The 24,979-nt window shown below is 30.0% G+C and carries 21 protein-coding genes; 4 read left to right on the forward strand and 17 right to left on the reverse strand.

What is annotated here, in order from left to right; all coding sequences use genetic code 11:
- Nucleotides 1–34: 34 nt before the first annotated feature.
- From DP68_RS03185 to DP68_RS03230, 10 genes are all read right to left on the reverse strand, one after another.
- A complete protein-coding gene (locus DP68_RS03185) occupies nt 35–817 on the reverse strand; it encodes a TSUP family transporter (RefSeq protein ID WP_081957073.1) in 783 nt (260 codons plus the stop codon).
- A 342-nt stretch (nt 818–1,159) separates the two neighbouring features.
- A complete protein-coding gene (gene pepV / locus DP68_RS03190) occupies nt 1,160–2,551 on the reverse strand; it encodes a dipeptidase PepV (RefSeq protein ID WP_035305994.1) in 1,392 nt (463 codons plus the stop codon).
- A 106-nt stretch (nt 2,552–2,657) separates the two neighbouring features.
- A complete protein-coding gene (locus DP68_RS03195) occupies nt 2,658–2,918 on the reverse strand; it encodes an ATP cone domain-containing protein (RefSeq protein ID WP_035305996.1) in 261 nt (86 codons plus the stop codon).
- A 225-nt stretch (nt 2,919–3,143) separates the two neighbouring features.
- The gene (locus DP68_RS03200; RefSeq protein ID WP_035305997.1) at nt 3,144–4,232 is read right to left on the reverse strand and encodes a dipeptide epimerase; all 1,089 of its coding nucleotides are present in this window, start codon (nt 4,230–4,232) and stop codon (nt 3,144–3,146) included.
- Between the two features lie 115 nt (nt 4,233–4,347).
- Nucleotides 4,348–4,692: a DUF3870 domain-containing protein gene (locus DP68_RS03205; protein ID WP_035305999.1), complete on the reverse strand. Its 345-nt coding sequence runs from the start codon at nt 4,690–4,692 to the stop codon at nt 4,348–4,350.
- A gap of 34 nt (nt 4,693–4,726) precedes the next feature.
- A complete protein-coding gene (locus DP68_RS03210) occupies nt 4,727–6,139 on the reverse strand; it encodes an SH3 domain-containing protein (protein ID WP_052085618.1) in 1,413 nt (470 codons plus the stop codon).
- 30 nt (nt 6,140–6,169) lie between these two features.
- Nucleotides 6,170–7,330, reverse strand: coding sequence for a DUF819 family protein (locus DP68_RS03215; protein WP_035306000.1), 1,161 nt, complete (start codon nt 7,328–7,330; stop codon nt 6,170–6,172).
- A 50-nt stretch (nt 7,331–7,380) separates the two neighbouring features.
- The gene (pepV, locus tag DP68_RS03220) at nt 7,381–8,763 is read right to left on the reverse strand and encodes a dipeptidase PepV (protein ID WP_291547018.1); all 1,383 of its coding nucleotides are present in this window, start codon (nt 8,761–8,763) and stop codon (nt 7,381–7,383) included.
- A 252-nt stretch (nt 8,764–9,015) separates the two neighbouring features.
- Entirely contained in the window at nt 9,016–9,795 is a 780-nt protein-coding gene (locus tag DP68_RS03225; RefSeq protein ID WP_035306003.1) for a serine hydrolase, read from the reverse strand.
- A gap of 13 nt (nt 9,796–9,808) precedes the next feature.
- On the reverse strand, nt 9,809–11,104 hold the full coding sequence (locus DP68_RS03230; RefSeq protein ID WP_035306005.1) for a Na+/H+ antiporter NhaC family protein: 1,296 nt from the start codon (nt 11,102–11,104) through the stop codon (nt 9,809–9,811).
- 476 nt (nt 11,105–11,580) lie between these two features.
- Here DP68_RS03230 and DP68_RS03235 point away from each other — a divergent pair, with 476 nt between their 5' ends.
- Together DP68_RS03235 and DP68_RS03240 are read left to right on the forward strand one after the other, a co-directional pair.
- Nucleotides 11,581–12,468: an MBL fold metallo-hydrolase gene (locus DP68_RS03235; protein WP_035306007.1), complete on the forward strand. Its 888-nt coding sequence runs from the start codon at nt 11,581–11,583 to the stop codon at nt 12,466–12,468.
- Nucleotides 12,469–12,577: 109 nt separating this feature from the next.
- Complete coding sequence (locus DP68_RS03240; protein WP_035306009.1) at nt 12,578–13,636, forward strand: AI-2E family transporter; 1,059 nt, start codon at nt 12,578–12,580, stop codon at nt 13,634–13,636.
- 28 nt (nt 13,637–13,664) lie between these two features.
- Here the strand turns inward: DP68_RS03240 and DP68_RS03245 are convergent, their stop codons facing one another.
- From DP68_RS03245 to hisS, 3 genes are all read right to left on the reverse strand, one after another.
- Nucleotides 13,665–14,897, reverse strand: a complete 1,233-nt coding sequence (locus tag DP68_RS03245; RefSeq protein ID WP_035306011.1) for a divalent metal cation transporter — start codon at nt 14,895–14,897, stop codon at nt 13,665–13,667.
- An 8-nt stretch (nt 14,898–14,905) separates the two neighbouring features.
- Nucleotides 14,906–17,194 carry an RNA polymerase recycling motor HelD gene (gene helD / locus DP68_RS03250; protein WP_035306014.1) on the reverse strand — a complete coding sequence of 763 codons (2,289 nt, stop codon included), beginning with the start codon at nt 17,192–17,194 and terminating at the stop codon, nt 14,906–14,908.
- Nucleotides 17,195–17,332: 138 nt separating this feature from the next.
- Nucleotides 17,333–18,655, reverse strand: a complete 1,323-nt coding sequence (gene hisS, locus DP68_RS03255; RefSeq protein ID WP_035306017.1) for a histidine--tRNA ligase — start codon at nt 18,653–18,655, stop codon at nt 17,333–17,335.
- A gap of 231 nt (nt 18,656–18,886) precedes the next feature.
- Between hisS and DP68_RS03260 the strand changes: the two genes are divergently transcribed.
- Nucleotides 18,887–19,561 (forward strand): hypothetical protein, encoded by a 675-nt coding sequence (locus DP68_RS03260; RefSeq protein ID WP_035306020.1) that lies wholly within the window; start codon nt 18,887–18,889, stop codon nt 19,559–19,561.
- A gap of 102 nt (nt 19,562–19,663) precedes the next feature.
- Here the strand turns inward: DP68_RS03260 and DP68_RS03265 are convergent, their stop codons facing one another.
- From DP68_RS03265 to DP68_RS03275, 3 genes are all read right to left on the reverse strand, one after another.
- Nucleotides 19,664–19,909, reverse strand: coding sequence for a hypothetical protein (locus tag DP68_RS03265; RefSeq protein WP_035306023.1), 246 nt, complete (start codon nt 19,907–19,909; stop codon nt 19,664–19,666).
- Between the two features lie 829 nt (nt 19,910–20,738).
- Nucleotides 20,739–21,311 carry a YdcF family protein gene (locus tag DP68_RS03270; RefSeq protein ID WP_035306026.1) on the reverse strand — a complete coding sequence of 191 codons (573 nt, stop codon included), beginning with the start codon at nt 21,309–21,311 and terminating at the stop codon, nt 20,739–20,741.
- Between the two features lie 89 nt (nt 21,312–21,400).
- Nucleotides 21,401–22,081: a Crp/Fnr family transcriptional regulator gene (locus tag DP68_RS03275; RefSeq protein ID WP_035306029.1), complete on the reverse strand. Its 681-nt coding sequence runs from the start codon at nt 22,079–22,081 to the stop codon at nt 21,401–21,403.
- 177 nt (nt 22,082–22,258) lie between these two features.
- On the opposite strand from DP68_RS03275, the gene DP68_RS03280 reads away from it, so the two are divergent.
- Nucleotides 22,259–23,014, forward strand: coding sequence for a 4Fe-4S dicluster domain-containing protein (locus DP68_RS03280; RefSeq protein ID WP_035306031.1), 756 nt, complete (start codon nt 22,259–22,261; stop codon nt 23,012–23,014).
- A gap of 314 nt (nt 23,015–23,328) precedes the next feature.
- Here the strand turns inward: DP68_RS03280 and DP68_RS03285 are convergent, their stop codons facing one another.
- The gene (locus tag DP68_RS03285) at nt 23,329–24,774 is read right to left on the reverse strand and encodes an NCS2 family permease (protein WP_035306034.1); all 1,446 of its coding nucleotides are present in this window, start codon (nt 24,772–24,774) and stop codon (nt 23,329–23,331) included.
- Nucleotides 24,775–24,979: the final 205 nt, after the last annotated feature.

Genomic DNA, 24,979 nt, shown 5'->3' on the forward strand with positions numbered 1-24,979 from the left:
TCTATATTCTCCAGCTATAGTTATTCATCGTTAACTAGATTAGTGGTCTTACTACTTCATAAAGCATTTTTAACGCTACACCCAATGACATAGTTACAAATATAGGCTTAATAACTTTTGCACCTTTCTTTAATGCAAATTTTGTACCAACTCTTGCACCAAGCATCATACAAAGTGACATCGGTATGCCCATTAGATACCATATCTTTCCGTTGATTGCGAATAAAAGAAGTGCTGTTAAGTTACTTGTAAAATTCATAGCTTTTGCATTTCCACTGGCTCTTACAAAATCAAAACCGTATATTTTTATAAGGCCAAATATTATAAAAGAACCAACTCCTGGTCCAAAAAATCCATCATAAAATCCCATAAAGAATGCAAATATACTTCCTATTATTAACGTTTTCTTAGTAGTACCTTCAAACTTATCTTCTTGTCCCATAGATTTTGAAAAAAAACTATATACACCTACACTCATCAAAAGTATGAGTATTATTGGTTTTAAAACTGATGAATCAATAAGCAATACTGTGGTAACCCCTGCTGCTGCTCCTAAAAATGTAAATGGAAGAAGTATCTTTAATATACTCTTATCTACCTTACCTGATTTTGCGAAATTCCATGTGCTAACTAATGTACCGCAAGTAGATGAAAATTTATTTGTCCCTAATGTAAAGTGAGTTTGAAATCCTACAACCATGTATGCAGGTACACTTATAAGACCTCCGCCACCTGCTATAGCATCTACAAATGCTGATAAAAATCCAGCAGCTCCTAAAAATATAACCTTGTAAATCAATGGAACTGATGCTAACAATTTAAGCTTCCCCCTTAAAATTAATTAATTTTCTTACAATTAAATTATAGCATAATATCCCATATTTTAGTATATATAGTTTACCTTTTAGAAATAATACCACATTTTTAATGTTGAACCTCTCGCAGGGAATTTGCATTTAAGAAAGCGTTCGTTTCGCAAAAAGGTCTAATATTTCTGAAATTAAAATATCTAAACCTTCTAAACTCCCTTTGGTCAGACGGTAGAAGGTTCTTAACGATATTTAAAATCTATAAATATTAGACGTTCTCGGCGAAATGAACGCCTTCCTAGATGAAAATTCTATACGACCCAGAGCATTAAAAATGTCGTAATATACTTTTATTTTGCTAATTCATATATAGCTTTTGCATATATTTTTGCATTCATCACTAAGTCATCTATTTCAATATACTCATTTACTTGGTGATCTAAGTCAGGTTTCCCTGGAAATATTGGTCCAAAGGCTACTATATTTTTCATTTCTTTTGCATAGGTTCCTCCACCTATAGCAAAAGCTTCTCCGCTATCTCCTGTTACTTCTTCGTACACACTTAAAAGTTTTTCAATTAGCGGATGGTCTTTAGAGAAGTATAACGGAGCTTGATGATCCATATTCTCCACTTTTATCCCTATTTTATTTATAGTCTTATTAAGTCCAGTTAATACATCATCCAAGGTTTTTGTTACAGGATATCTTAAATTAAGTCCCATAGATATTTTTTCATCTTGGAAGTTCACTGTTCCAAGATTAAAAGAAAGAGACCCTGACACCTCATCTTGCAAATAAACCCCAAAGGATTCTCCATTTACTTCAAAACCCACGTATTTATTCATAAATTTAACAAACTCATATAATTCTGTATTTTCAAATGCAAGTGTTTCTAAAAACTTAAACAACTGCATTATTGCGTTTATTCCATTTTCCGGAGTGCTTCCATGAGCTGAAACCCCTACTGATTTAATAACTACCATATCACTTTTTATATGAGCAGTTATATTAAAATCATTTTTTACCTTGAATTTTTCTAATGCATGTATTATAACATCTTTTTCCCTTGACCATATTCCAGCCTCACAGTAATCTGGAACCATATTTACTCTATGCCCACCCCTGATATAATTTATCCTTATTTCTTCATTTCCACACGCATTTATGTCCTTAACTAAATTAAAGCTCATTAATCCCTTTTCTGCATGTATTAAAGGATACATAGCATCTGGAGTAAAGCCTGACACTGGCATACTTTCTCTTTCTGTATAATAATGCATTTCCTTTGATCCTGTTTCTTCATTTGTTCCGAATATTATTCTCACCCTTTTAGAAATAGGTAAGTTTAAATCCTTAATTGCCTTAAGTCCATAAAGCGCTGCCATTATAGGTCCCTTATCATCTAAAGTTCCCCTTCCATACATCTTATCATCATGAATTTCTGCAGCATACGGCGGATATATCCATCCGTCTCCTTCTGGAACCACATCTAAATGCCCAAGTACTGCAACATAATCCTCCCCTTCTCCATACTCAGCGTATCCTACATATCCATCTAAGTTTTTAGTTTTGAAGCCTAATTTTTTAGATATCTTTAGGGCATATTCAAGTGCTCTATTTACTCCTTCTCCAAAAGGCATTCCATTTTTCGGCTCATCCTCAACGCTTTTTATTCTTATAATTTCTTGAGTAGATTTTATAAGTTCTTCCTTCAATTCATCAATTTTTTTGTTTAACTCCATAGTATTTTCCTCCAGTAAAACTTGTCTGTGATAAACTCTCTTGGTAGGGATTCAATTATGCAAAATTATACAAAAGCAATGTCCTTATTTTTCTCTTTAAAGCATTTTATTTTCTCGACTCGTATTTCCTAGCTATTCCACTAAATCCACAATAATTAAGCTTTTCTAGTATAACATCTCTTATTTGGCGTGACTCTATTTTATCTTTTTTAAGTGCCATTAAGTCTCTCATTATTCTTTCTTCAATAACCTTTAAGTCGCCATCTGTTAATGGATTTTTAGCTTCATCAGAAGTTCTAGCTAGTGAAGTTCTTACTTTATCAATCACAAATTCTTCAATTCTTCCATCACGTTTTATAACTTTCATAAAAATATACCCCCAAACTTTTACTTATTTTATTAACCTTTATTATACCATAATATTTATAACAAAATTATGAAATTTCACAAACCATGTAAGCCTTTCATAATTTATTAAAGTTATCGCATTCATATAGTGCAATAAAATAATTATTTAATATTTTTTCTACAAAACACAGAAGACATAGACACCTTTATATGCCTATGCCTTAGTATTATGTGTATAAAAGAGCTAAATATACTTTAACCCTTGTATTCTCTTTATTCCTAAGCCTGGAGTGTTTTCTAGCGTTATAATAGATTCATTGAAAATTGCGCCACCATCTACTGGATCTTCGCTGCAAAGTACAGGTCCATCTAAGTCTATTTTTGTTATGATACTTTTTGCTGCTGCTAAATGCACTGCTGCAGTAACGCTTACTTTTGCCTCAAGCATACATCCTATCATACATTCAACTCCATATATCTCTGCCATAGAACATATCTTAAGTGCATTATGAAGCCCTCCTGTTTTCATAAGTTTTATATTCACAAAATCTGCGGCTCTTGTTTGAAGTATTTTTAGTGCATCTTCTGGCGAAAACACACTTTCATCTGCAAGTACTGGCATTGAAATATTATCTGTTACAAATTTAAGCCCTTCTATATCATGTGCAGCTACAGGTTGCTCTACAAATTCTATATTAAGTCCTGCATCCTCCATTTGCCTTAAAACTTTAACTGCTTCCTTAGGTTTCCATCCTTGATTTGCATCAATTCTAAGTTTAACATCATATCCTATAGCTTTTCTTATAGCTTTCATTCTTTCTATATCTTTTATAGAGTCTTTCCCAACCTTAATCTTAAGTGTTTCATATCCTCTTTTAATTGCATCTAGGCTATCCTTAACCATTTCCTCAGGTTCATTTACGCTTATAGTTATATCAGTAACAATTTCTTTCCTATATCCACCTAGAAGTTTATATAATGGAGCCTTATACAGTTGTCCATATAAATCATATAAAGCTATATCTACAGCTGCTTTAGCACTAGTATTTTTGACTACACATTTATCTAGTCTTAACATTATTTCTTCAAAGTTTTCTATATCCATTCCAATAATTGTTTTACTAATATGATCTTTAATTGCACCAATTATCGCACCAGTGGTGTCCCCTGTTATTACTCCAGTAGGAGGTGCTTCTCCAAATCCTATATTACCTGTGTCTGTATATATCTCAACTATAACATCCTCTACGCTATTTACTGTTCTTAAAGCAGTTTTAAAAGGCGTTTTTAATGGTACTGAAATTAATCCTATTCTTATATCTGTTATTTTCATAGTTTATTCCTCCTAAAATTAAGTTAAATGTAAAAATCCAGCAAAAGCAAAGTAAAAAAACTTGCTTTTACTGGATTTCATTTAGGTAGATACAGTAGTAAATAACTATATCTTATTAAACAAAGCAGTAATTTAAAAAATATTTTTGTTTTATTTCATTATATTTTTTTATACCATCTTTATATGCTACTAAAATTGCTCTTTGTGAAGAACCATGATACCTTCTTTTCACTTCACTCTCCACCTTCTCATCATAGTCATTTAACATTTTACCTATTAAAAGACTTTGGACAAATTCATCTGTTGTTCTTATAGTAGAAGAACAACTTAAATCTACTACTTTATCTGTAGTTATATCTACTACAAAACCAATATAAAATGAATTGTACATAGTTGTTATTGCATTTTCAGTATTTGTCTTTGAATTCCCAACCACATATACCGTATTAGAATTATACATTAAAATCACCCCAATAAATATTATAAAATAATATTTATTTCTTGTCTAATATGAACTCTTTTCCAATGGTCATTTCCTCCAAATAAGTTTTTCCATCTTCACTTGAGACTATAGTTACAGGTGTAACCATAATTTGACGTGATCTGTAATATTTATATTTTCCATTTTGATCTTTGTTATAAAATCCTGAAAAATCGTGAATCATATAGTGCTCTCCATTGTATTTACCAAGGTATAACATGGCATGACCTGGCATGTATAATGCAGCTCCGGTGTTCATACCATCAAATAACCTTTGTCTTTCATCTAACTTCATTTCCTTTGGCATATTATAATCATTTGCCATAGCTATTTCAGCCTGTTCTCCTGTATTTCTAGGTAACTTAAATCCCATAGTTCTATATATGTCCATTATAAAAGCAGAACAATCTCTTCCATTAAACATTCCACCCCAGCCATATCTCTCACCTAATAGTTTAAAAGCTTGGTTTAATATATTTCTCTTTGTATAATATATATATCCCACATTTACATCCTCTGACTTAGACATTAAAGCAAGCTTTAATGACATCATACCATTTTTATCTCTTGTAGGAAGTTTAACTACATAATTCCCTGTAGGATTTTGTCCATAAATATCGTCTCCAATTTCATCCTGAGTAGCAAGTGGAATTCTTACTCCCATATCGAACTTTAATTCAGAAATCTGCAAATTCAATGGATTATTAACAGTAAATGCTCTCTTACCTGTAGTTACTATAAAATCCTTTGTGTTAATATAATCAAATAATTCTTCCTTGGTGGTTATAGCTACATCTTCTGCAGGTATCCAAGCTAAGTAATTATACATTTGTGCAAAAATCCATTTATTATCCTTACTATAGCTTAATATCACTAATGGTTCCAGAGGATAAACAGCTGTTTCCATTAATCTATCAAACTCATAATTATCTCCTTCTTTAAATAATACATCGTATGTTGGATAAGTCTTCATAATCGTTCTTTTTACTGTAATACCATATTTGACCTTATTAACTTCTTCTAATCCACTTAAATTTAAATTTTCTTTTAGATTGTTATAATAAGCTTCTGTAGCTTGCTTACCCTTTTCATCATACCTAGGTGTAGATGCAGGTGAGCTGATGTTTAATATTAGTTTTCTTAATTCATCCTTTTTAAATGTCTCATTATATTTTTCAAGATTCACAATTGATGACTCTTTTTCTTCAATTACTTTATTATATTTTTCTATAGATTTACCATCCATGATAATTTTATCTGGATCTTCAGTGTTGTTTATCCAAAAGTCAGCTTTCATCATCTCTTCACTAACTTTAGGTACATTTGTTTTATATTGAACATAATTGTCTTCTGCAGCACAAACATTAGTGGAAATAAGAGCAATACACGCCAAAACTAAAATACTCCTTAATTTAAACTTTCTCATAATTATTATATTCCCCCCATGATTTATAAATTACATTATAGAAAGTATCTTTGCTACTATAAGTCCTCCACCTGTCCCTACAATATATCCCATAAGTGCCATTAAAACTCCTATAGGTACTAAAGCTTCACTATATGCTGCTGCAAGTATCGGCGCAGATGCCACTCCCCCAATATTAGCTAAGCTTGCAACTCCACAAGTAAATAAATCTAACTTAAATATCTTTGCAGAAATTGTTAAAAGTATTGCATGTATGCCTAGTATTACAAATCCAGAAACTATATATAGCGGTGCCTTTGTTAGTTCTAGGAAGTTTGCTCTAGAAGCTATTAAAGCAACTATTGTATATAACATAAGATTTGAAAGTTGTGATGAACCCGGTACTTTAGCAATAGGTGTCATAGCACATACTACTCCAATAAGTGTTGCTATAAGTACTGTCCATGTAGTTCCTTGAAAAAATACTGATTGTGGAAGCATTCCACCTATATATTGAGATATTGCTGAAACAAACAAACTTAATCCAAGTAAACCTATAATATCTGCAAAATCTATTTCTTTTCTCATTTCTTCATTATCTTTGGATAGCTTTTCTCCTATTTCATCTATAAGCTTTGTATTAGAGTTTGTCCATTTATTAAATTTAGGAGAAAATGATACTAACCACAATAAAAACATAACCCATATAGAATAATTTATAGAATCCATAAGTAGAGTATATCCAAGCTTCGAGTCTGGTACATTTAAAGCTCCCTGTACCGCTACCATATTACCTGTTCCACCTATCCAGCTTCCACACAACGCTGCAAATGCCTTCCAAGTATCAGTCTCATAAAATCCCTTGAACATAGCATAAGTTGCTACAAAACCTATCATAATGCTTATAGTTGCTGAAAAAAATCCAATTATCATCTTAGGTCCTAATTTAGATATTTTCCTAAGATCGCATCTTAAAAGCATTAAGAATATCATAGCAGGTAATAAATTATCTTTTAATCCCTTATATACCGCTGTTATTTCTTTATTATTTTGCCACACTCCAAATGTTGATAATAGCATTGCTGTAAAATACAAAAGAACAATAGCTGGAACATAGTTAAAAAACTTAGATTTTGATTTCTTTTCTGCTAGCACTAGCAAACTTGCAAAGAAAAGCAAAAATGCTACATAAGTAAAACCTTTCGTTATCATAGGTACTCCTCCTTTTTTGTTAACATTGTCGATATTGTAATTTAATTTTATTACTTTGCTAATTCGTACATAGCCTCTGCCATTATTTCTGTGTTTTTTATTAAATGACTTATCTCAATATATTCATTAGGCTTATGCTCTACCATTTCCTGCCCCTTAAATATTGGACCAAAGGCTACTACATTTGGCATGGTTTTAGCATAAGTTCCTCCTCCTATAGATATAAGATTTGCTACATCTCCTGTCTTTGCTTCATATACCTTTTGAAGTTTTTTTATAAAGTTTGTTTCCGGAGAAACATATAAGCTGTTTTTATGTCTCAAATACACCTGTCTTAAATTACCTTCTTTAAATTTCTCCTCTAATATATGTTTGAAATCTTCGTAATCCTTCGTGACAGGATATCTCATATTTAACTCAAAACTTATTTTGTTATTATTGCCCTGTATTGTTCCTAAATTCAATACAAACTTTCCTGATATATCATCTTCCATATAAACACCTAGTGACTGTCCATTTACTTCTGTATTTATATATTTATTTATAAACCTTATAACCTCTCCCATATCCCCATCTATATCAAATTCTTCTAATAGAATTAATAAATTTGAAATTGCATTTTTACCCTTTTCTGGGGTACTTCCATGAGCTGATACCCCATAAGATTTAATTTTTAAATCTTCTCTATCTTTAACTTCAACTTCAAAGCCATCTTTGCTTAATACTTGTTTCTTAATACATTTTAATTTATCTTTAGGAGCACTTATAACGACTTCTGCATAATCCGGAACTACATTTGGTGCAATACCCCCTTTTATACATTTTATTTTTACATCTCCGTCTGAACATATATCTCTTTCGTATTTACAAGTTATAATCCCTTTTTCTCCATTTATTATAGGGTACTCTGCATCTGGAGTAAATCCTGCTACTGGTATTTCTTCCCCTTTATCTAGGTAATACTTAATGCAATTGCTTCCCGTCTCCTCATTAGTACCAAATATTATTCTTATTCTCTTACTTATTGGAAGTCTTAGCTCCTTTAAGGCTCTTAACGCATATAGTGCTCCTATAAGTGGCCCTTTATTATCAATGGTACCCCTTCCATAAATTTTGTCATCATGTATTTCCGCTGCATAAGGTGGATACTTCCAACCATCACCTTCAGGTACTACATCCAAGTGTCCAAGCACTGCTATCATTTCTTCACCTTCACCGTATTCTGCATATCCAACAAAGTTGTCCATATTTTTAGTTTTAAGTCCCATATCACTAGCTAGTTTTAAAGTATAATTCAACGCCTTATATACTCCTTCTCCAAAGGGCATTCCATCTTGGGGATTTTCCTCTACACTTTTAATTTTTACTACATTTTGTACTTCTCTTACGATTTCATCCTTCATTTCTTCTATTTTTTTATCTAATTGTGTCAAAATTATCACTTCCTAACTTTTTAAACTTATTATTTAGATATTTTAAATATAAAAAGTCCAGTAAATGAGTAACTCATCTACTGGACTTCGTCTACGACAAATGCTTTAGGCACCTAAATAAACTAAGCAGTAAAATATATTTAATTTAATTATTTGTGTATCAGTGTTTATATTTTTATTATAATCTATCTTGATTATAATTTCAAGAATTAATTGAATATTTTAAACAAACACTATGAACCTATCAGCTTATTAAATTCCTTCTATACTTTTATAAACCTCATGTGATATCTTTCCTATAATTTCTCTTCCTTCCTTGTTTGTATCTACCTTCTTAGTTAATACACAAATTATATAATTATCCTTTGGATGAAATACTATTCCTACGTCATGTTCTAGTTTGTCTAAATCACCTGTTTTATGAGCAATTACTAAATCTTCCGGTAAATATAAATTTAATCTTCCTCCAACTTGCTGCCTTTTTAATATATCGAGCATTATTTCACTATATTCTTCACTTACTAATTTTCTTTCATAAATACTTTCCAGTATACTACATAAGTCTTTAGCTGTTGTTACATTTTCTCTTCCCATTTTTGCCGCAACTGAATCCATCATCTTTCTTCTTAATTGAGTATTATATAGTTTTAATCTTTCTGCTTCTTCATTTACTTTTTTCATTCCCAACATATCAATTAATATATTGGTTGCTGTATTATCACTTAGTATAATCATTAAGGTTATAATCTCCTTTAAAGTAAATGAATGTCCTTCTTCTAATTCCTTTAATATTCCATCCCCTCCACACTTTGAACAATTTAGCAGCTTGATTCTATCATTTAGTGACATTCTACCTTCTTTTACTTCTCTCATAAGGGTTGACATTATTACTAGCTTAATAGTACTAGCAGAAGGAAATATCATATTTTCATTTATCATTATTGTAGATTTATCATTCATCATCCTTAACGCAACTGCTATATTTCCATTAGAATTGCTAATTATATTTTCAATGTTATTCTTTAATTCCATTATATTTTCCTCCTTAACCAAAGAAAGCTCTTATAAATATAAGTAAAACATTAGCTATAACAACAATAACCCCAAACTTAACCATATTCTTCAAGTCTTTTGATCTAGCAAGTCCCATTTGTCCTAACATATCTGCCTCTGGATATGCAAAGGAAGTTATTTGAGAACCAACTAGTAAAATCATTGCCCACAAGCCAGTTGACATTCCTAAATCTTGTACAAATCCATTGAACATCTTGTCCATTACTACCGATTGAGCTACAGCGGCTCCTCCTATTCCAAAAATTCCAGTTAAAGTAGAAACTAAGGAAAAAACTATCTTATTTCCTGAGCCTAATAATGGTTCTAGCAAGGTTACTAATGATTTAAAAGCTCCTGATTCTTCTATGAAAGTTATGAAAGGATTAAATAATATAAACATTATAAACAGCCACATCATACGCGATGCCCCTTCAACTAACGTATCAAATATTTCATTTAAGCTTAACCTTCCTGTAACTCCTGTTATAACTGCTGTAGTAAACATTACAACTATGGCATAGGAAGCTCCACTTTTTACATAAATACCATAAACTATTAAAAGAGTTAATGTGATTAAAAAACCATAGGTAGCTCGCTTAGCGTTTTCTCCTGCCTTTTCGTTAATATCAATATTCTCAGTACTTTCATAAACATATATGCCCTTTGTATCCTTCTGAATTTTATTAGCCATGATATAAGTTACTATTAAGCATACTACTGTTACAGGCAATCCAGCAGATATTAAGTACTCTACATAGCTTAGCCTAGTTAGCCCCATTATAGTAACAACTTGTGGTGAAAAAGGTCCTATAAACATTCCTGTTAGTCCTGCTCCCATAAGCACTGCTGATAAAGAAGATGGGGTAATTCCAATAACTGCTACTAATGGTATTACTATTGGTGCTATAATTGCATTTGCTCCTGCCAAAGTTCCAAGTAAAGCAGTTAACACCATAGAAGCAATCATAGATGCTAATATAGCTCTTTTTTCTGTATTTATTCCTATCTTTCTCATAACTGTTCTTACTAAGTTTTCAGCAACACCTGTCTTTTTCAAGATTGCCCCTAGCGCAGAGCCTAACATAATTATAAACCCTATTAATCCAAGGAATGATCCTAATGATTCTCCAATCACTGCACCCATACCTAATAAAGGTTTATTTGTTAGAATACCTGTAATAATAACACATAGTAATACATTTAGGATTGGATTAATGTCCTTAAAAGCCAGCACTATATAAAGTATTAGTGGTATAAGCGCAAACAAAGGTGAAATTCCAAATAACATATAAATACCCCCTTAGCTATATTATTTAATTGAATGCATTTTAAATTAAATGCATTAATTTATTATTTAGGTGTTTAACAATGTAAAAAGTCCAGTAAATGAATAAATCATCTACTGGACTTCGTTTACGGCAAATGCTTTAGGCATCAAATAAACTAAGCAGTAAAACATATCTTTTTAATTATTTAACTTTTATATGTTTATATTTATATAATAACTTATTGCAATTACAACTTCAAGAATTAATGTAATATTTTTCAAGATCAAACATTACTATTTCTTTCACCAATTTTAATTTTCTAGTTATACAATAAATATATTCTATAATGAAGTTTATATGACTAATTTCATTATAGATTTTATAAAGTTACTATGCATTTTAAATACTGAAAATTTACATATCAATGCATAAATGATATATTAGATATAACATTATAATTAGAAATTTTTATACATCATGTAAGGAGCTGAGAACTATGGAACTTAGTAAGATTAAGGGTAACACTTATTACATAAATGCCCCTACTAATATTGGAGTTTACGTATTTAAAAATAAAAACTGTGTTTTAGTAGATACAGGCATGAATAATTCTTCTACAAAAAAAGTGGATGAGATACTAGTACAAAATGGCCTTCATCCTAAATATATAATAAACACCCACAGCCACTTGGATCATTGTGGTGGGAATACATATTTTCAAAATAATTATCCTGGATGCCTAGTTTATTCTTCTTTAAAAGAAAAACTATTTATGGAGAACCAGGAACTTCACGCTTCCATACTTTCCACTGGAAATCCTTTTAAAGGTTTAGATAAAAGTAATAAATCTTTATCTATAGACTTTTTACTTGAATATGGAACAACCAAAATAAATGATGAGAAGCTTGAAGTAATTTCTCTTAAAGGGCATTCGATAGAACAAATTGGAATTATTACTCCTGAAAAGGTATGTTTCTTAGGTGACTCACTATTTAGTGATATCACAATAGATAAATATTCCCTACCATACTTATATGATATAGAGGAAAGCTTAAATACCTTAAACTTTATAAAAGAGATAGATGCAGATTATTTTGTAATAGGACATAGTGATAAAACTTATGAAAGGTTAGAAATAACTCAATTAGCTGAAAAGAACATAGAAAATATAAATAAATATTTAAATGATATATTGGAATTATTAGATCAACCATTATCTAAAGAAGATGTTTTAGAAAACCTAGCTCTTTTAAATAACTTAGATATGGAATTTAGACAATATCACCTAAATCTATCTGCAGTAAGCTCTTTTTTATCTTATCTTTATAATAATGGTAAAATAAATTCTTCTGTGCAAGATGGTAAACTTTATTTTTATGTATAATTTTACAATAGTCTTTTGTGATACTATTCAGAACTTATAAAAAACTAAGCTCAAGGATAATCAAATACAAGAGTATAAACTATCACGCATATTGAAAGGATGTTTTTAATTGTTTCAAGATAAACTTATTAAATCACTTACAAAAGTTTTACTCACACTTGCCATAATTTATTTATTTGGCAAATTAACATTTATATTAAACTTAGGAGAGAAAATCATAGGTACTGTCCTCATTCCTATTTTGATAGGACTATTATTTTATTATATGCTAAGACCGGCTGTAAGATTTTTGGTTAAAAATGAATTCAAAAAGAATTTGTCTGTAACAATAGTTGTACTGCTTTTTATCCTTACTATATCCTTATTATTTAGTTATAGCAGCAATACTATTATAACTAGCTTAAGTACATCGCTTAATAATATATCTAACCAAATTAAAAATATAGGAAATCCTAGCGATATTATAAATAATAAATTTCAAATACCTTCACTTAATCTTGAGGATATACAACAAAAATCAACTTCATTCTTGCAAACTGCTTTAGTACATTTAAGTAACAATGTAGTAAATATATTTTCTAACATTGCAGATATAGGAAGTAAAATAATACTAGTTCCTTTTGTACTCTTTTATTTCTTAAAGGATGATGATGAATTTACCAATATTTTTATAAACTTATTTTCTGAAAAGTGTAAAGATAATATAAAAAACTTGATAAAAGATACCGATAAGGTACTTTCAGATTATATAGCCGGCCAATTAGTAGCCGCTTTAGTTATAGGAGTATTTATGTATATAGGATATTTGATTATTGGTATGGAAAATGCCTTATTCCTTGCTATATTTGCAATAATTACTTCTATAATCCCATTTTTAGGTCCTATACTTGGAATACTTCCTGCTTTTTTAATATCACTATCTATGGGAAATTTCCCTATGCTCGTAAAAATATTAATTGTATCTATCGTAGTTCAACAGATAGAGGGTAATTTTATAACTCCTAATATAATGGGTAATAGACTTAAAATTCATCCATTAACTATAATATTTGTGATAATGATTGCAATATCTGTATTTGGATTTATTGGGGCATTTATTGCAGTACCGCTTTATGCTTTACTTAAAGTGTGGTTTAAGGACATTAGACAAATGTATAAAGAAAATTAATTAGTTGAATAAAATTATGGCGATGTTTTTAAAACATCGCCATAATTTTATATATGATTAAAGCTATAAAAAACACTACTATACTTATCACCGTAAACCATACAACTATATTTTGTATTGGCTTATTTACTTCTTTCCCCATAATCTCACTGTTGTTTGTTATTATAATCATATATATAAGAATTACAGGCACTATCATAGAGGCTAAAGCTTGAGCTAAAATTACCAAATTTACAAGAGAATTCTTGCTTAACAAAACAAAAACCCCACTTATAACTAGAATAAATGTAAATATTATATAAAATAGTGGCGCTTCTTTACAACTTTTTTCAAATCCATTTTCTAATGCAAAAGCATCACATATTGCAAGGGTTGCAGCTAATGGGATTAATGCTAATGTTATAATTGCAAAACTTAATATTCCCATACCAAATATATATTTAGCATACTTTCCAAAGGCCTTTATAAAAATCTCCCCTAGATTCTTATCACTTATGGCAATTTCTCCTCCCCTTTGAAAACTTTCAATCCCTACAATCATAATAAGTAACGTCATTAAAAACATTATTAAAATCCCTATATATATACCTATCTTTTGTTCTCCATATTCCTTCAGACTCAAATCTTCCTGAACTAAATAAGATTGAAGATGAAACATCATGTAAATTGGAATGGAAGCTCCTATTATACTTAAACAATAGTATATATAATCACTTTGCCAAAAATCTATGTTTTGCATAGAATTAATTATAACTTTACTTGAATTATTAAAATCAACTGCTGAAATTATATATACAATAAATATAATGCTTAATAAAAAAAATATATTTTGAACACTTCCATAGTATCTCTTAACTATCGTAAGCCATATGAATATAGAAATTATGATTATAGCTATATACTTATTTATACCCATAAGGTCTAAACCTATCAAGCATGATCCAAAGCTTGAAATAGTCAAAAATATACTTGATATCAAAACCATAATCATAGCAAAAAACGCCGGTTTTGCTCCATACCATTCCCTTATAAGATCTGCAAAACTTTTACCAGTTACCTTTGCCATTCTTATATTCATTTCTTGTATAAATAAAAAACTTATTGCCAGGAATATAATAGGCGGAAATAATCTATAACCATATTTAAATCCCCCATTTATATAGGTAATTATTTTTCCACCATAACTTGCAGAACTAATAACAATTAATCCTGCAATTATAGTAGATACTGTGGACAATGTTTTATTCTTAGATTTTTTCATAACAACCACTACTCCTTAAGTAAAGTTGTCAAATTTCCACTATATAAAACATACTCATTATGAAGAGCTCTTGTAAGGACAACATATAAGAGTCTTTTATCCAACTCATCTTCTTTATAGTTTTCATCATTTCCATTTATAATTATTGAACAATCAAACTCCAGTCCCTTGGTCATATAAGATGGAATTATTATCTTTTCTGAATTTACTCTTTTATCCTCTTCATTTATAATCTTCCACCCCTCTATGCCATGTATATCAAACATATTTTTTATATTTTCACATTCCTGTGAGTCCTTTCCTATAAGTGCAATGGTTTTTCTGTTTTCTTCGTTCATTTTATTTTCAATGCTTTGGATTATATCTACGAATCCATTATAATCATCATACTTAATAATTTCCGGTATCATTCCATGTCTTAATACAGGTTGGGCTGGCTTCAAGCTATTTTGCTGTTTTTTAAGTACTATATTTGCAAAATTAACTATTTCAACTGTAGAACGATAACTTTGAGATAATGCCACATAATTTGCATCTCCATCGTATACAAATTCAATGAGTCTTTTCCAATCATCTATTCCCTTATAATAATAAATGCTTTGGCCTGTATCTCCAACTATTGTAAATGAATTATTTGATACCATAGACTTTAAAACATATAATTGAAACAAGCTATAATCCTGAGCTTCATCTACTACAATGTGCTTAAACTTATCTTCTTCGCTTACTCCCTCTAAATTAAATTTCAAGTATAAAAGAGCAGCTAAATCATCACTATCTACAAAACCCTTCTCAAAGTTTCCTTCTGATTCTTTTTTCATTTTTTCCCAAATATTTTTAGGAATTTTACCTTCTGTAAGCTTTTCATAAATTTCTTCTTCAAATAAACCTAAGTATACTTTATTTATATTTATTTTACCTAAATCACTAAAGTAATTTTTTATTATCTTTTTACTATCTGCTTTAATTTTTCCCTTCAAATTATCTCTTTCTTCATATGCTGCTTTAATTTGATTTCTCTTTTCTTCCCCTTCAGGCATTTCTCTTAATTCTTTAAATAAAAATTCATATTGCGCATCAATTATTGCATGTATGTTTTTTACTTTCCCATCTAGCTGTTTATTAAAGTAACTGTTTATTTCTTTTTTTCTTTGTTCCATAGGAAGATGCTTTAATCCCTCTAAAAATAACTTTTTTATATCTTTTCCTCTAAAAAGAGTGTATTCACAAACCTCTATGTCTTCATAATCTAAATTATTCAATTGAATATATTTTATATATCTATCAATTACATTTTTAAAGAGAATACTTCCCTTCACCTTACTTACTGTGGTTATAAACTCTGCTTCTTTATCCATGTTGTTTTCAATTACATAAGCAAGTTTCTTATCTTTATTATATACTTCAAGTTTAGTTTTTAATATCTTTAAAGCAAGTTCTTCATATGTGAACTGATTTACCTTCCCTGCCCCAAGGTTTGGAAGCACTTCCGATATATAATCTAAGAATAAATTATTAGGTGCAACTACAAGCACATCTTCACCAGTGATATTTTTCTTGTACTTATATAAAAGGTATGCAAGTCTATGCAGTGCCACAGTAGTTTTACCCGAACCTGCTGACCCCTGCACTATAAGTGACCTATTCTTTTCACTTCTTATTATGTCATTTTGCTCTTTTTGTATTGTAGCAACTATATCTTTAAGTTTTTTATTTGCACTTTCTTCCAAGTTTATTCTTAAAAATTCATCTTGAAGAGCTTCTTCACCATTTTCACTTACCTTTAATATGATTTGATTAGCTCCTTCATCAAAGGCATCCTTAATTTTACCACCCTTTATTAAGAACTTTCTCTTTAAAGATAATTCCCCCTCAATTTCGCCATATGGACCATAGTAAGAACTCTTTCCTTCAGTACCACTATAATACAAATCTGCAATTGGGGCTCTCCAATCTATTACCTTTTCTTCTTGCTCTTTTTCATCATTTAATCCAATTTTACCTATATAAAAACTTTCTGCATCCCTAAGTCTTTCTCTAAAATCTATCCTTGCAAAATATGGTGCTCCTTTTACTTCTTTGTAATTTTTTGCCTTTTCTTTATTTGCTTCTTGAATATGAATTGCAGTATCAAGTTCAAAGCTATATTTACCTTTAGATTCTTTTTTAAGCTTTTGAACCTTTTCATTAAACTCTTTAACATTACCTTCTAAATATTTTATTTCATCTTTAAGCCAGTTTTTTGTTTCTTCTAGCTTTTCCTTTTCACCTTGTAATTCTTCTGGATGTATTGCCACTCTAGTATGCCTCCAATCATTAACTTATGTAAAATTTTACTATAATTATATTATATAACAAAATTTTATGATAATACACTTAAGAATTTAAGTCAAATTAATAAAGGCCAGCTTAAAGCTGGCCTTTATCAAAAATTATTATTTATTATTAATTATACTCATGGCATCATCAATAGTAATAGTTTGCTGTTCGCCTGTGCTCATATTTTTTAGTGTAACCTTATTTTGATTTATTTCATCAGAACCTATAAGTATTACATAAGGTATATTAAGCTTATCCGCATAACCGAACTTTTTACCTACCTTACCATCCTCAAAATAAATTTCACATACTATTTCATTTTCTCTTAAATCACTAGCAACCTTTATAGAATGTTCTATACACTCATCTCCCATAGGAATAATAAGTGCTTGTGACAAAGTTGATGAAGCATTTTCTCCTATTATATTAGCTTCTCTTAGCTGATAAAATAATCTTGTAAGGCCTATAGATATTCCTACTCCTGGAAGCTTTTGCTCAGTATAGTATTCTGCTAAGTTATCATATCTTCCACCTGAACACACACTTCCTATTTTAGGATAATTATTTAGTATAGTCTCATATACGGTACCTGTATAATAATCAAGACCTCTTGCTATAGTTAAATCTATGCTAAAGTTATTTTCAGGAACTTTAAAACATCTTATATAATATACAACTTGAGATAATTCTTTTAATCCTTCTTTAAACTCATCATTTTCTATATTAAGCTCTTCTAAGGATTTTAACATTTCATCATTGCTGCCCTTTATTTGTATAAACCCTATTATCTTATTTACTCTTTCCTCATCTAAACCTAAAGACTTTAGCTCTTCTATTACTGCATCCATTCCTATTTTATCAAGCTTATCTATAGTTCTTAAGATTTCTGCCTTATTATCAACATTTAAGGATGCAAAAAAGCCATTTAATACTTTTCTATTATTTATATGTATAGTAAAATCTTCAAAACCAAGTTCCTTAAATGTAGAATATATAACACTTGGGATTTCTGCATCATTTATTACGTTTAATTTCCCATTTCCTATTATATCTATATCACATTGATAAAATTCTCTAAAACGTCCTTTTTGATTTCTTTCTCCCCTATATACCTTTGACATATGATATCTTCTAAAAGGGAAAGTCAAATCGGAAAAATGCTGCGCTACATATCTTGCTAGTGGCACAGTTAAATCAAATCTTAAAGATAAATCTGTATCCCCTTTGGTAAATCTATATATCTGCTTTTCTGTTTCTCCGCCACCCTTGGCAAGAAGTATTTCAGATTTTTCTATAGTTGGAGTATCTAATGGAATGAAGCCACACTTTTCATAGTTATGTCTTATGGTATCCATCATTTTATTAAAAAGTATTTGATCTGCAGGAAGTAACTCCATAAATCCTGGCAGTATTGAAGGCTTTACTATATTTTTAGCCATTTTTATCCCTCCATATACTTTAGTATGATAAATTATGAATATTTTACACTATCGCAGGCAAAATTTCAAATATTTTCTAAATATTTTTTATCGTCATATCGTATTATAGCACATTTTTATTTAATAGTTACCACATTGTAAAGAAAAACTTGTATTTAAAAAATTGCAAGTTTTCTCAAAAATATATATAATATAAGCATTATACTAATATTAAACGTAGGAGCTGATTTAATGCTATTCTTTGGTAAAAAAACTGTTGATGATAAAATTATTCAAAGCCTGTCGAACTTACTTGATAAATATGAAGATGAATTTAATAAATGCTTTATTCCTAAGGATGCTTTTGTAACATTGTATTTAGGCGGTTCAGATTTACTAGATAATCAAATAAATAAAGAGCTTAAGGAATTTAACTTCCACGAGTTAAATTATAAAAATAAAAATCTTTCAGATGTTTTAGATGAAAATTCTAAAATGAGAAAATCCTTTTTTGTTGCTTTAAACAATATAAAACAAAATCAAAATTTATTTTATAATAATGCTCTTTTAGATTTTTTAAAAGATAACGGAAAAGTTTTTTTAGGGAATTATCTTGAAGGATTTAAGAAGGAAGCAAAAGGATACCATAAGCATGTACAAAAGGGGAAACTAAAAGACGGACGACATGTATTTGTATGGATTCAAGATGAAAAGCTTCATTTATTAGATAACTTATTTGTGTATATAACTCCATTAGCAATAGATATAGAAAATATTGTTCGATTCTATGAAGAAGATAATGAAAGTTTTGCAGGTACTATACTGGAGTATATGGATAACGGAGAAATTAAAAAATTAAAGTTTAATTTATCATCCTTTCCTGCACTAAAACAAATACTGCCATTTAAAGCAGAAAACAAAGAATAAAAAGTTGCTTACGCAACTTTTTATTTAATCTCTAGTCGCTAATCACTAATCATTAACCTGTTTTTTACTAAACATGTGAAGATTAGCGATTGGTGACTGTTATTAAAGTACCTTTTTTAATTTGTCAAACCCATATTCTTTAATGTATGTTTGATTGTTTTCATCTCTTATTAAAAGCTTTACTAGATCATTTTTAATTTTTAATACTTTACCTTTTAATTTACTTCCTATAATATTTACTGGTGCTCCGTAAGTAAGCTCTTTTAAATTATTGCTATTGCAGTACTCACATTTCTCTGAATCTTTTAATATCCTTTTGCAATCCTTACAATAATATAACTTATCCATGATTAACCCCTCCACCACTTTTTGTACATTCGTATATTTTATACTAATATATATTTATACTTAAGTGATTTAGAATATGACTACTTCTAGAAATATTACGACGGTTTTTAATGTTAAATCTTCCGTATAGGTTCTGCATTTAAGAAAGCGTTCACTGCGCAAAGAAGCTCTAATACCTCTCAATTTAAAGCAGCTAAATTTTCTAAACTCACTATCGTTCAAACAGTAGAAAATTCTTAACGTTGCTTTAAATTAAGAAATAAAGAGCTTCTAATTGCTTGTTCAATGCTTTCTACAATGCAGAACCTATACTAAATTTAACATTAAAAACGTCTTCATCCACACTGTTGAAGAAGGGCTGATAAGCCCGAAGACCGATAGGTCGGAAAATATTAATAATACAACTTTTTATTAAGAACCTTTTACCATACTCTCATATCTTTAATTTATAAATTAAACTTTTTCATTTATTGCGCACAAGTTCTTGTAACCTCCAGGACTGCCGCCCTAAAAGATATTTATGCGCTAAGTCCTAAAATTTTTTAGAGATTCAGTTAGCTGAATTTCTTCCTTCAGCAGTTCACATGAAAAACTTTTTAATGCTCTGGGGCATAGAATTTTCATCGTAGAAGGTATTGAATGAGCATTAGAACAGCTTTATTTACAAATTTAAAATACCGTTAAGAGCAGGCTACTGTCTGAGCGACAGCGAGTTTATGCTGCTTAGGGATTTTAAATTTATAAATATTAGCCGCTCTTCGCGAAATGAACGCCTTCCTAGATGAAAATTCTATACGACCCAGAGCATCAAAAATGTCGTAATATCCTTTTAGGTTAAGTAAAACTTAATAAGTGCTGGTATTTCCCTAATAAATCCATAACGTTCATGATTGATATAGTCATTTACAAACACTCCAGAAAAACTTGCATGAATTCCTACTCGTTTTGCCATAAGTGAGGCTCTCTTGAGATGATATTTATTGGATACTACTATAGCAGAATTAAAGCCCTTGTCTTGCATTATTTCCTTAGAATTCTTTAAATTCTCCATGGTACTAGTGGACTTATCTTCTTTTATTATGTACTTTTCATCCATTCCAAGCTCTATTAAGTATCTTTTTACCGCTTCAGCTTCTGAAATTTCTTCTCCGTCTCCCATTCCTCCTGATGCAATTATATAATCTGCATATCCTTCCTTATATAATCTAAAAGCTTCTTCCGTTCTGCTTCTTAAAAATGGGCTTGGGGTTTCTCCGTAAACACTGCATCCAAGTACTATTACGCAATCAGACTTCTGAGCCTTAGAAAACTCTCCAAATTTATAAATTTGTATACCAATAATCACAACAAAAATCATAATTAATAAAACTATGCTTATACCTATCTTTATAACCATTTTCATTTCCTATTACTCCTTATATATTTCGATAAACCAAAAGTGCATCATGAAAAATATAACAATTGCCTTAAGGATAAAATTCATTTTAATTCTTATTCCACTAAGCATTCCTCTAAAACCTCTAAATCATTTATAGTAATAGAATTTTTATCATAATCAATTATTCCTTCATCCTTCATATTCATCATTTCTCTTGAAAGTGATGGACGAGGAATTCCAAGTTCTTCAGACATTTCTTTTCTATTTACTTTTAACTTAATGTGAAGACTATTTTGTTTTCTATGTTCTTCCAATATGAAGCTTGCAATTCTTTGCCTTATATTTTTATAAGATAACACTTTGACTTTCTTATTAAGCATAAGTATCTTGTTAGATAATAAACTCATAAAGCTATTTAGAACTATATTATTTTCACTGCATATTTTAAGCAATTGTTCCTTAAATATAAAAAGCACTTCACTTTTTTCTGTTGAAGTTATAGTAGCTGGATACTTGTGAAAATTAGAAAATATTATAGCTTCTCCAAATATTCTATTTGGTTGGAGTCTGTCCATAGTTACAGTTTTACCAGATGCAAATATTCTACTAATTTCAATCTTACCTTTTATTACTATTCCTATACTATTACAGTCATCTCCTTCAATAGCTATTACATCACCTTTATTATAACTGCTAATCTTAAATGTATTTTTACCTAATATATTTTCTAACTGCTCTCCATTCAAATTTTTAAATAATATACATTGTTTAAGTACTGGTAATACTTGTTTCATATTCTTCTCTCCTAAAATATATACTAAATTTTAACTTGGTTTCATGTGTTACAGATTTATAATTCTAATTCTAATATAATAAATTTATGAAATCAATTGAAAACAGGATATCTAAGATTAAAACGATATAAATTTTATGTAAATTCAAATAAATAAATTATCTAGGAGGATTATACTATGAAAAGAAAAATAGTTCATATACATGAAGATAAATGTAATGGATGCGGATTATGTGTAAAGGCTTGCCATGAAGGTGCAATAGAACTTATAAATGGAAAAGCTAAACTTATAAGTGATGAATACTGTGATGGACTTGGGGACTGTCTTCCAGAGTGCCCAACAGATGCAATTGAAATAATTGAAAGAGAAGCTAAAGAATATGATGACGAACTGGTTAAGCAAAAGATAGCTGAAAAAAAAGCTAATGAGGAAGCTAAAAATAGCTTAATTCCTGATATGCCATGTGGATGCCCTGGAAGCGCTGCAAAGCTTATACAAAGACAGCCTAAAACTATGAAACCAAAGGCTCTTCCTATGATGATGGCTGAAAATCTAAATTCAACGTTAAACTCAGAGCTTAGACAATGGCCCGTTCAATTAAAATTGGTAAACAGCAAAGCTCCTTACTTAAATGGCGCTAACCTTTTAGTTGCCGCTGATTGTACAGCTTATGCTTATAAAAATTTTCACGAAGACTTCATAAAGGATCACATAACAGTTATAGGATGTCCAAAACTTGATGATAACAAATACTATGAAGAAAAGCTAGCTGATATGCTTAAGAATAATAATATAAAAAGCATAACTGTAGTTAGAATGGAAGTGCCTTGCTGTGGTGGAATTGTATCTGCTGTTAAAAATGCCATGTTAAAATCAGAGGTAATAGTACCATACAGAGAAGTTATAATTTCAACAGATGGAAATGTAATTTAGTTAATAGTTAATATTTATTGAAGAAATTTCACTAAGGTGAAATTTTTTCTTTTATCACGTTTAAGTGACATTTTTAATGTTAAAACATATGAGTATGGGATTTTCATCGTAGAAAGCATTGAATAAGCATTAAAAGGTCTTTATTTCTGACCTTAAAATATCGTTAAGAACCTTCTATTGTTTGAGCCGAGCGAGTTTAGAAGGTTTAGATATTTTAAAGGACAGAAATATTAGACCTTTTTTGCGAAACCAACGCTTTCCTAGATGAAAATCCCATACTTTTGTTTTAACATTATCCTAAAATGTCTCATCTTTTATTTAGGGAGTATTGTAAATCTTATTATAAATAGCGCTGCTAAAACGTAAACTATTGGATGAACTTCTTTTCTTCTTCCAGTTACTATTTTAACTATTGGATAAAATATAATTCCTGCTGCTATTCCATTTGCTATGCTGTAGGTAAATGGCATAATTGATATTGTAAAGAATGCAGGTAATGCTTCTGTAAAATCATTAAAGTTTATGTTAGTTACAGCACCCATCATTAGTACACCAACTACTATCAAAGCTGGAGCTGTTGCTTCTGCAGGAACTATCCCAACAAGACCTGTAAAGAACATTGCAACCAAGAACATGATAGCTGTTACTACAGAAGTAAGTCCAGTTCTTCCTCCTTCTGAAATACCTGCAGTGGATTCTACGAAAGTTGTAACAGTACTTGTTCCAAGTAATGCTCCTGTTGTAGTAGCTACTGCATCAGAAAGTAATGCCTTATCCATATTTTTCATTTTTCCGTTTTCATCTAACATATTAGCCTTTTGAGCTGTCCCAACCAATGTTCCAATTGTATCAAACATATCTACAAGGCTGAAGGATATAACAACCATAAGTACATTTAAAATAGCTTTAAATAATCCATGTTGTCCTATATTTAATAATCCTGGCAAGTCTAATTTAAAGAAAGTATGACTTAAAGAAGGTGGTGCACTCACAAGATGAGCTAATGGAACAGTTTTTGTAACTCCTAGTGGAATACCTATAATTGTAGTTAATAAAATACCTATAAGTATAGCACCTTTTATATTTCTAGACATAAGTATTGCTGTTATAGCAACTCCAATCAAAGTAAGCATAGTGTTTGGTGACATAAAGTCTCCAAAACCTACTAAAGTTGCTGGATTTGCTACTATTATTCCGCCACTTTTAAATCCTATTAAAGCTATAAACAATCCAATTCCACCGGAAATTGCAAACTTTAGATTAGTAGGTATTGCATCAACTATTGCTTCACGTACATTAGTTAAAGTAAGTATTAAAAAGAATATACCTGAAATAAATACCGCTGCTAATGCTTGCTGCCAAGTATATCCCATTCCAAGACAAACACTAAACGCAAAGAATGCATTAAGTCCCATTCCTGGTGCTTGAGCAAAAGGAACATTTGCATATAATCCCATTATAAACGTACCAACTGCTGCAGAGATACACGTAGCTGCAAAAACTGAAGCAACCATTGGATCATTTAGAGCACTAAGTCCTGCCTTTACTGCTGCTTCCCCTAAAAGCCCTTGTGTATTCATTCCTGCTTGCATAAGTATTCCTGGATTTACGAATATTATATAGGCCATTGTTATAAAAGTAGTGATACCTGCTATAATTTCAGTTTTTACATTAGTTCCATTTTCACTTAGTTTAAAAAACGAATCTAAAAAACCTTTAGGTGGTTCCTGACCGTATCTTTCTTCTTTTGACTGTTGCATTATTTAGCCCTCCTTATAATCACCTTATAATCTTCTTATCATTACGAACAATATGTTATAATTTCTAATCTAATATTAACATTATTTTTATTACCTGTCAACATTACTTTTTAATTTTATTATTATTATTCGTATATATAGTATTTTTTGCAGGTAATTTAATAGATATTGTTCGTAAATAAACAAAAGCTTCCAATGTAGTTAA

This window comes from Clostridium sp. HMP27 (genome assembly GCF_000765165.1).
Classification (GTDB): domain Bacteria; phylum Bacillota; class Clostridia; order Clostridiales; family Clostridiaceae; genus Clostridium_AK.

Coding starts and splice junctions, on each gene's coding strand:
- DP68_RS03230 (WP_035306005.1), bottom strand. CDS start 11,104: ATGTTATTTGGAATTTCACCTTTGTTTGCGCTTATACCACTAATACTT.
- DP68_RS03270 (WP_035306026.1), bottom strand. CDS start 21,311: ATGAAAATGGTTATAAAGATAGGTATAAGCATAGTTTTATTAATTATG.
- hisS (WP_035306017.1), bottom strand. CDS start 18,655: ATGGCTAAAAATATAGTAAAGCCTTCAATACTGCCAGGATTTATGGAG.
- DP68_RS03275 (WP_035306029.1), bottom strand. CDS start 22,081: ATGAAACAAGTATTACCAGTACTTAAACAATGTATATTATTTAAAAAT.
- DP68_RS03200 (WP_035305997.1), bottom strand. CDS start 4,232: ATGAAAATAACAGATATAAGAATAGGATTAATTTCAGTACCATTAAAA.
- DP68_RS03195 (WP_035305996.1), bottom strand. CDS start 2,918: ATGAAAGTTATAAAACGTGATGGAAGAATTGAAGAATTTGTGATTGAT.
- DP68_RS03215 (WP_035306000.1), bottom strand. CDS start 7,330: ATGATAACGAAAGGTTTTACTTATGTAGCATTTTTGCTTTTCTTTGCA.
- DP68_RS03285 (WP_035306034.1), bottom strand. CDS start 24,774: ATGCAACAGTCAAAAGAAGAAAGATACGGTCAGGAACCACCTAAAGGT.
- pepV (WP_035305994.1), bottom strand. CDS start 2,551: ATGGAGTTAAACAAAAAAATTGATGAATTGAAGGAAGAACTTATAAAA.
- DP68_RS03245 (WP_035306011.1), bottom strand. CDS start 14,897: ATGAAAAAATCTAAGAATAAAACATTGTCCACAGTATCTACTATAATT.
- DP68_RS03265 (WP_035306023.1), bottom strand. CDS start 19,909: ATGGATAAGTTATATTATTGTAAGGATTGCAAAAGGATATTAAAAGAT.
- DP68_RS03225 (WP_035306003.1), bottom strand. CDS start 9,795: ATGGAATTAAAGAATAACATTGAAAATATAATTAGCAATTCTAATGGA.
- DP68_RS03280 (WP_035306031.1), top strand. CDS start 22,259: ATGAAAAGAAAAATAGTTCATATACATGAAGATAAATGTAATGGATGC.
- DP68_RS03205 (WP_035305999.1), bottom strand. CDS start 4,692: ATGTATAATTCTAATACGGTATATGTGGTTGGGAATTCAAAGACAAAT.
- DP68_RS03260 (WP_035306020.1), top strand. CDS start 18,887: ATGCTATTCTTTGGTAAAAAAACTGTTGATGATAAAATTATTCAAAGC.
- DP68_RS03235 (WP_035306007.1), top strand. CDS start 11,581: ATGGAACTTAGTAAGATTAAGGGTAACACTTATTACATAAATGCCCCT.
- DP68_RS03210 (WP_052085618.1), bottom strand. CDS start 6,139: ATGAGAAAGTTTAAATTAAGGAGTATTTTAGTTTTGGCGTGTATTGCT.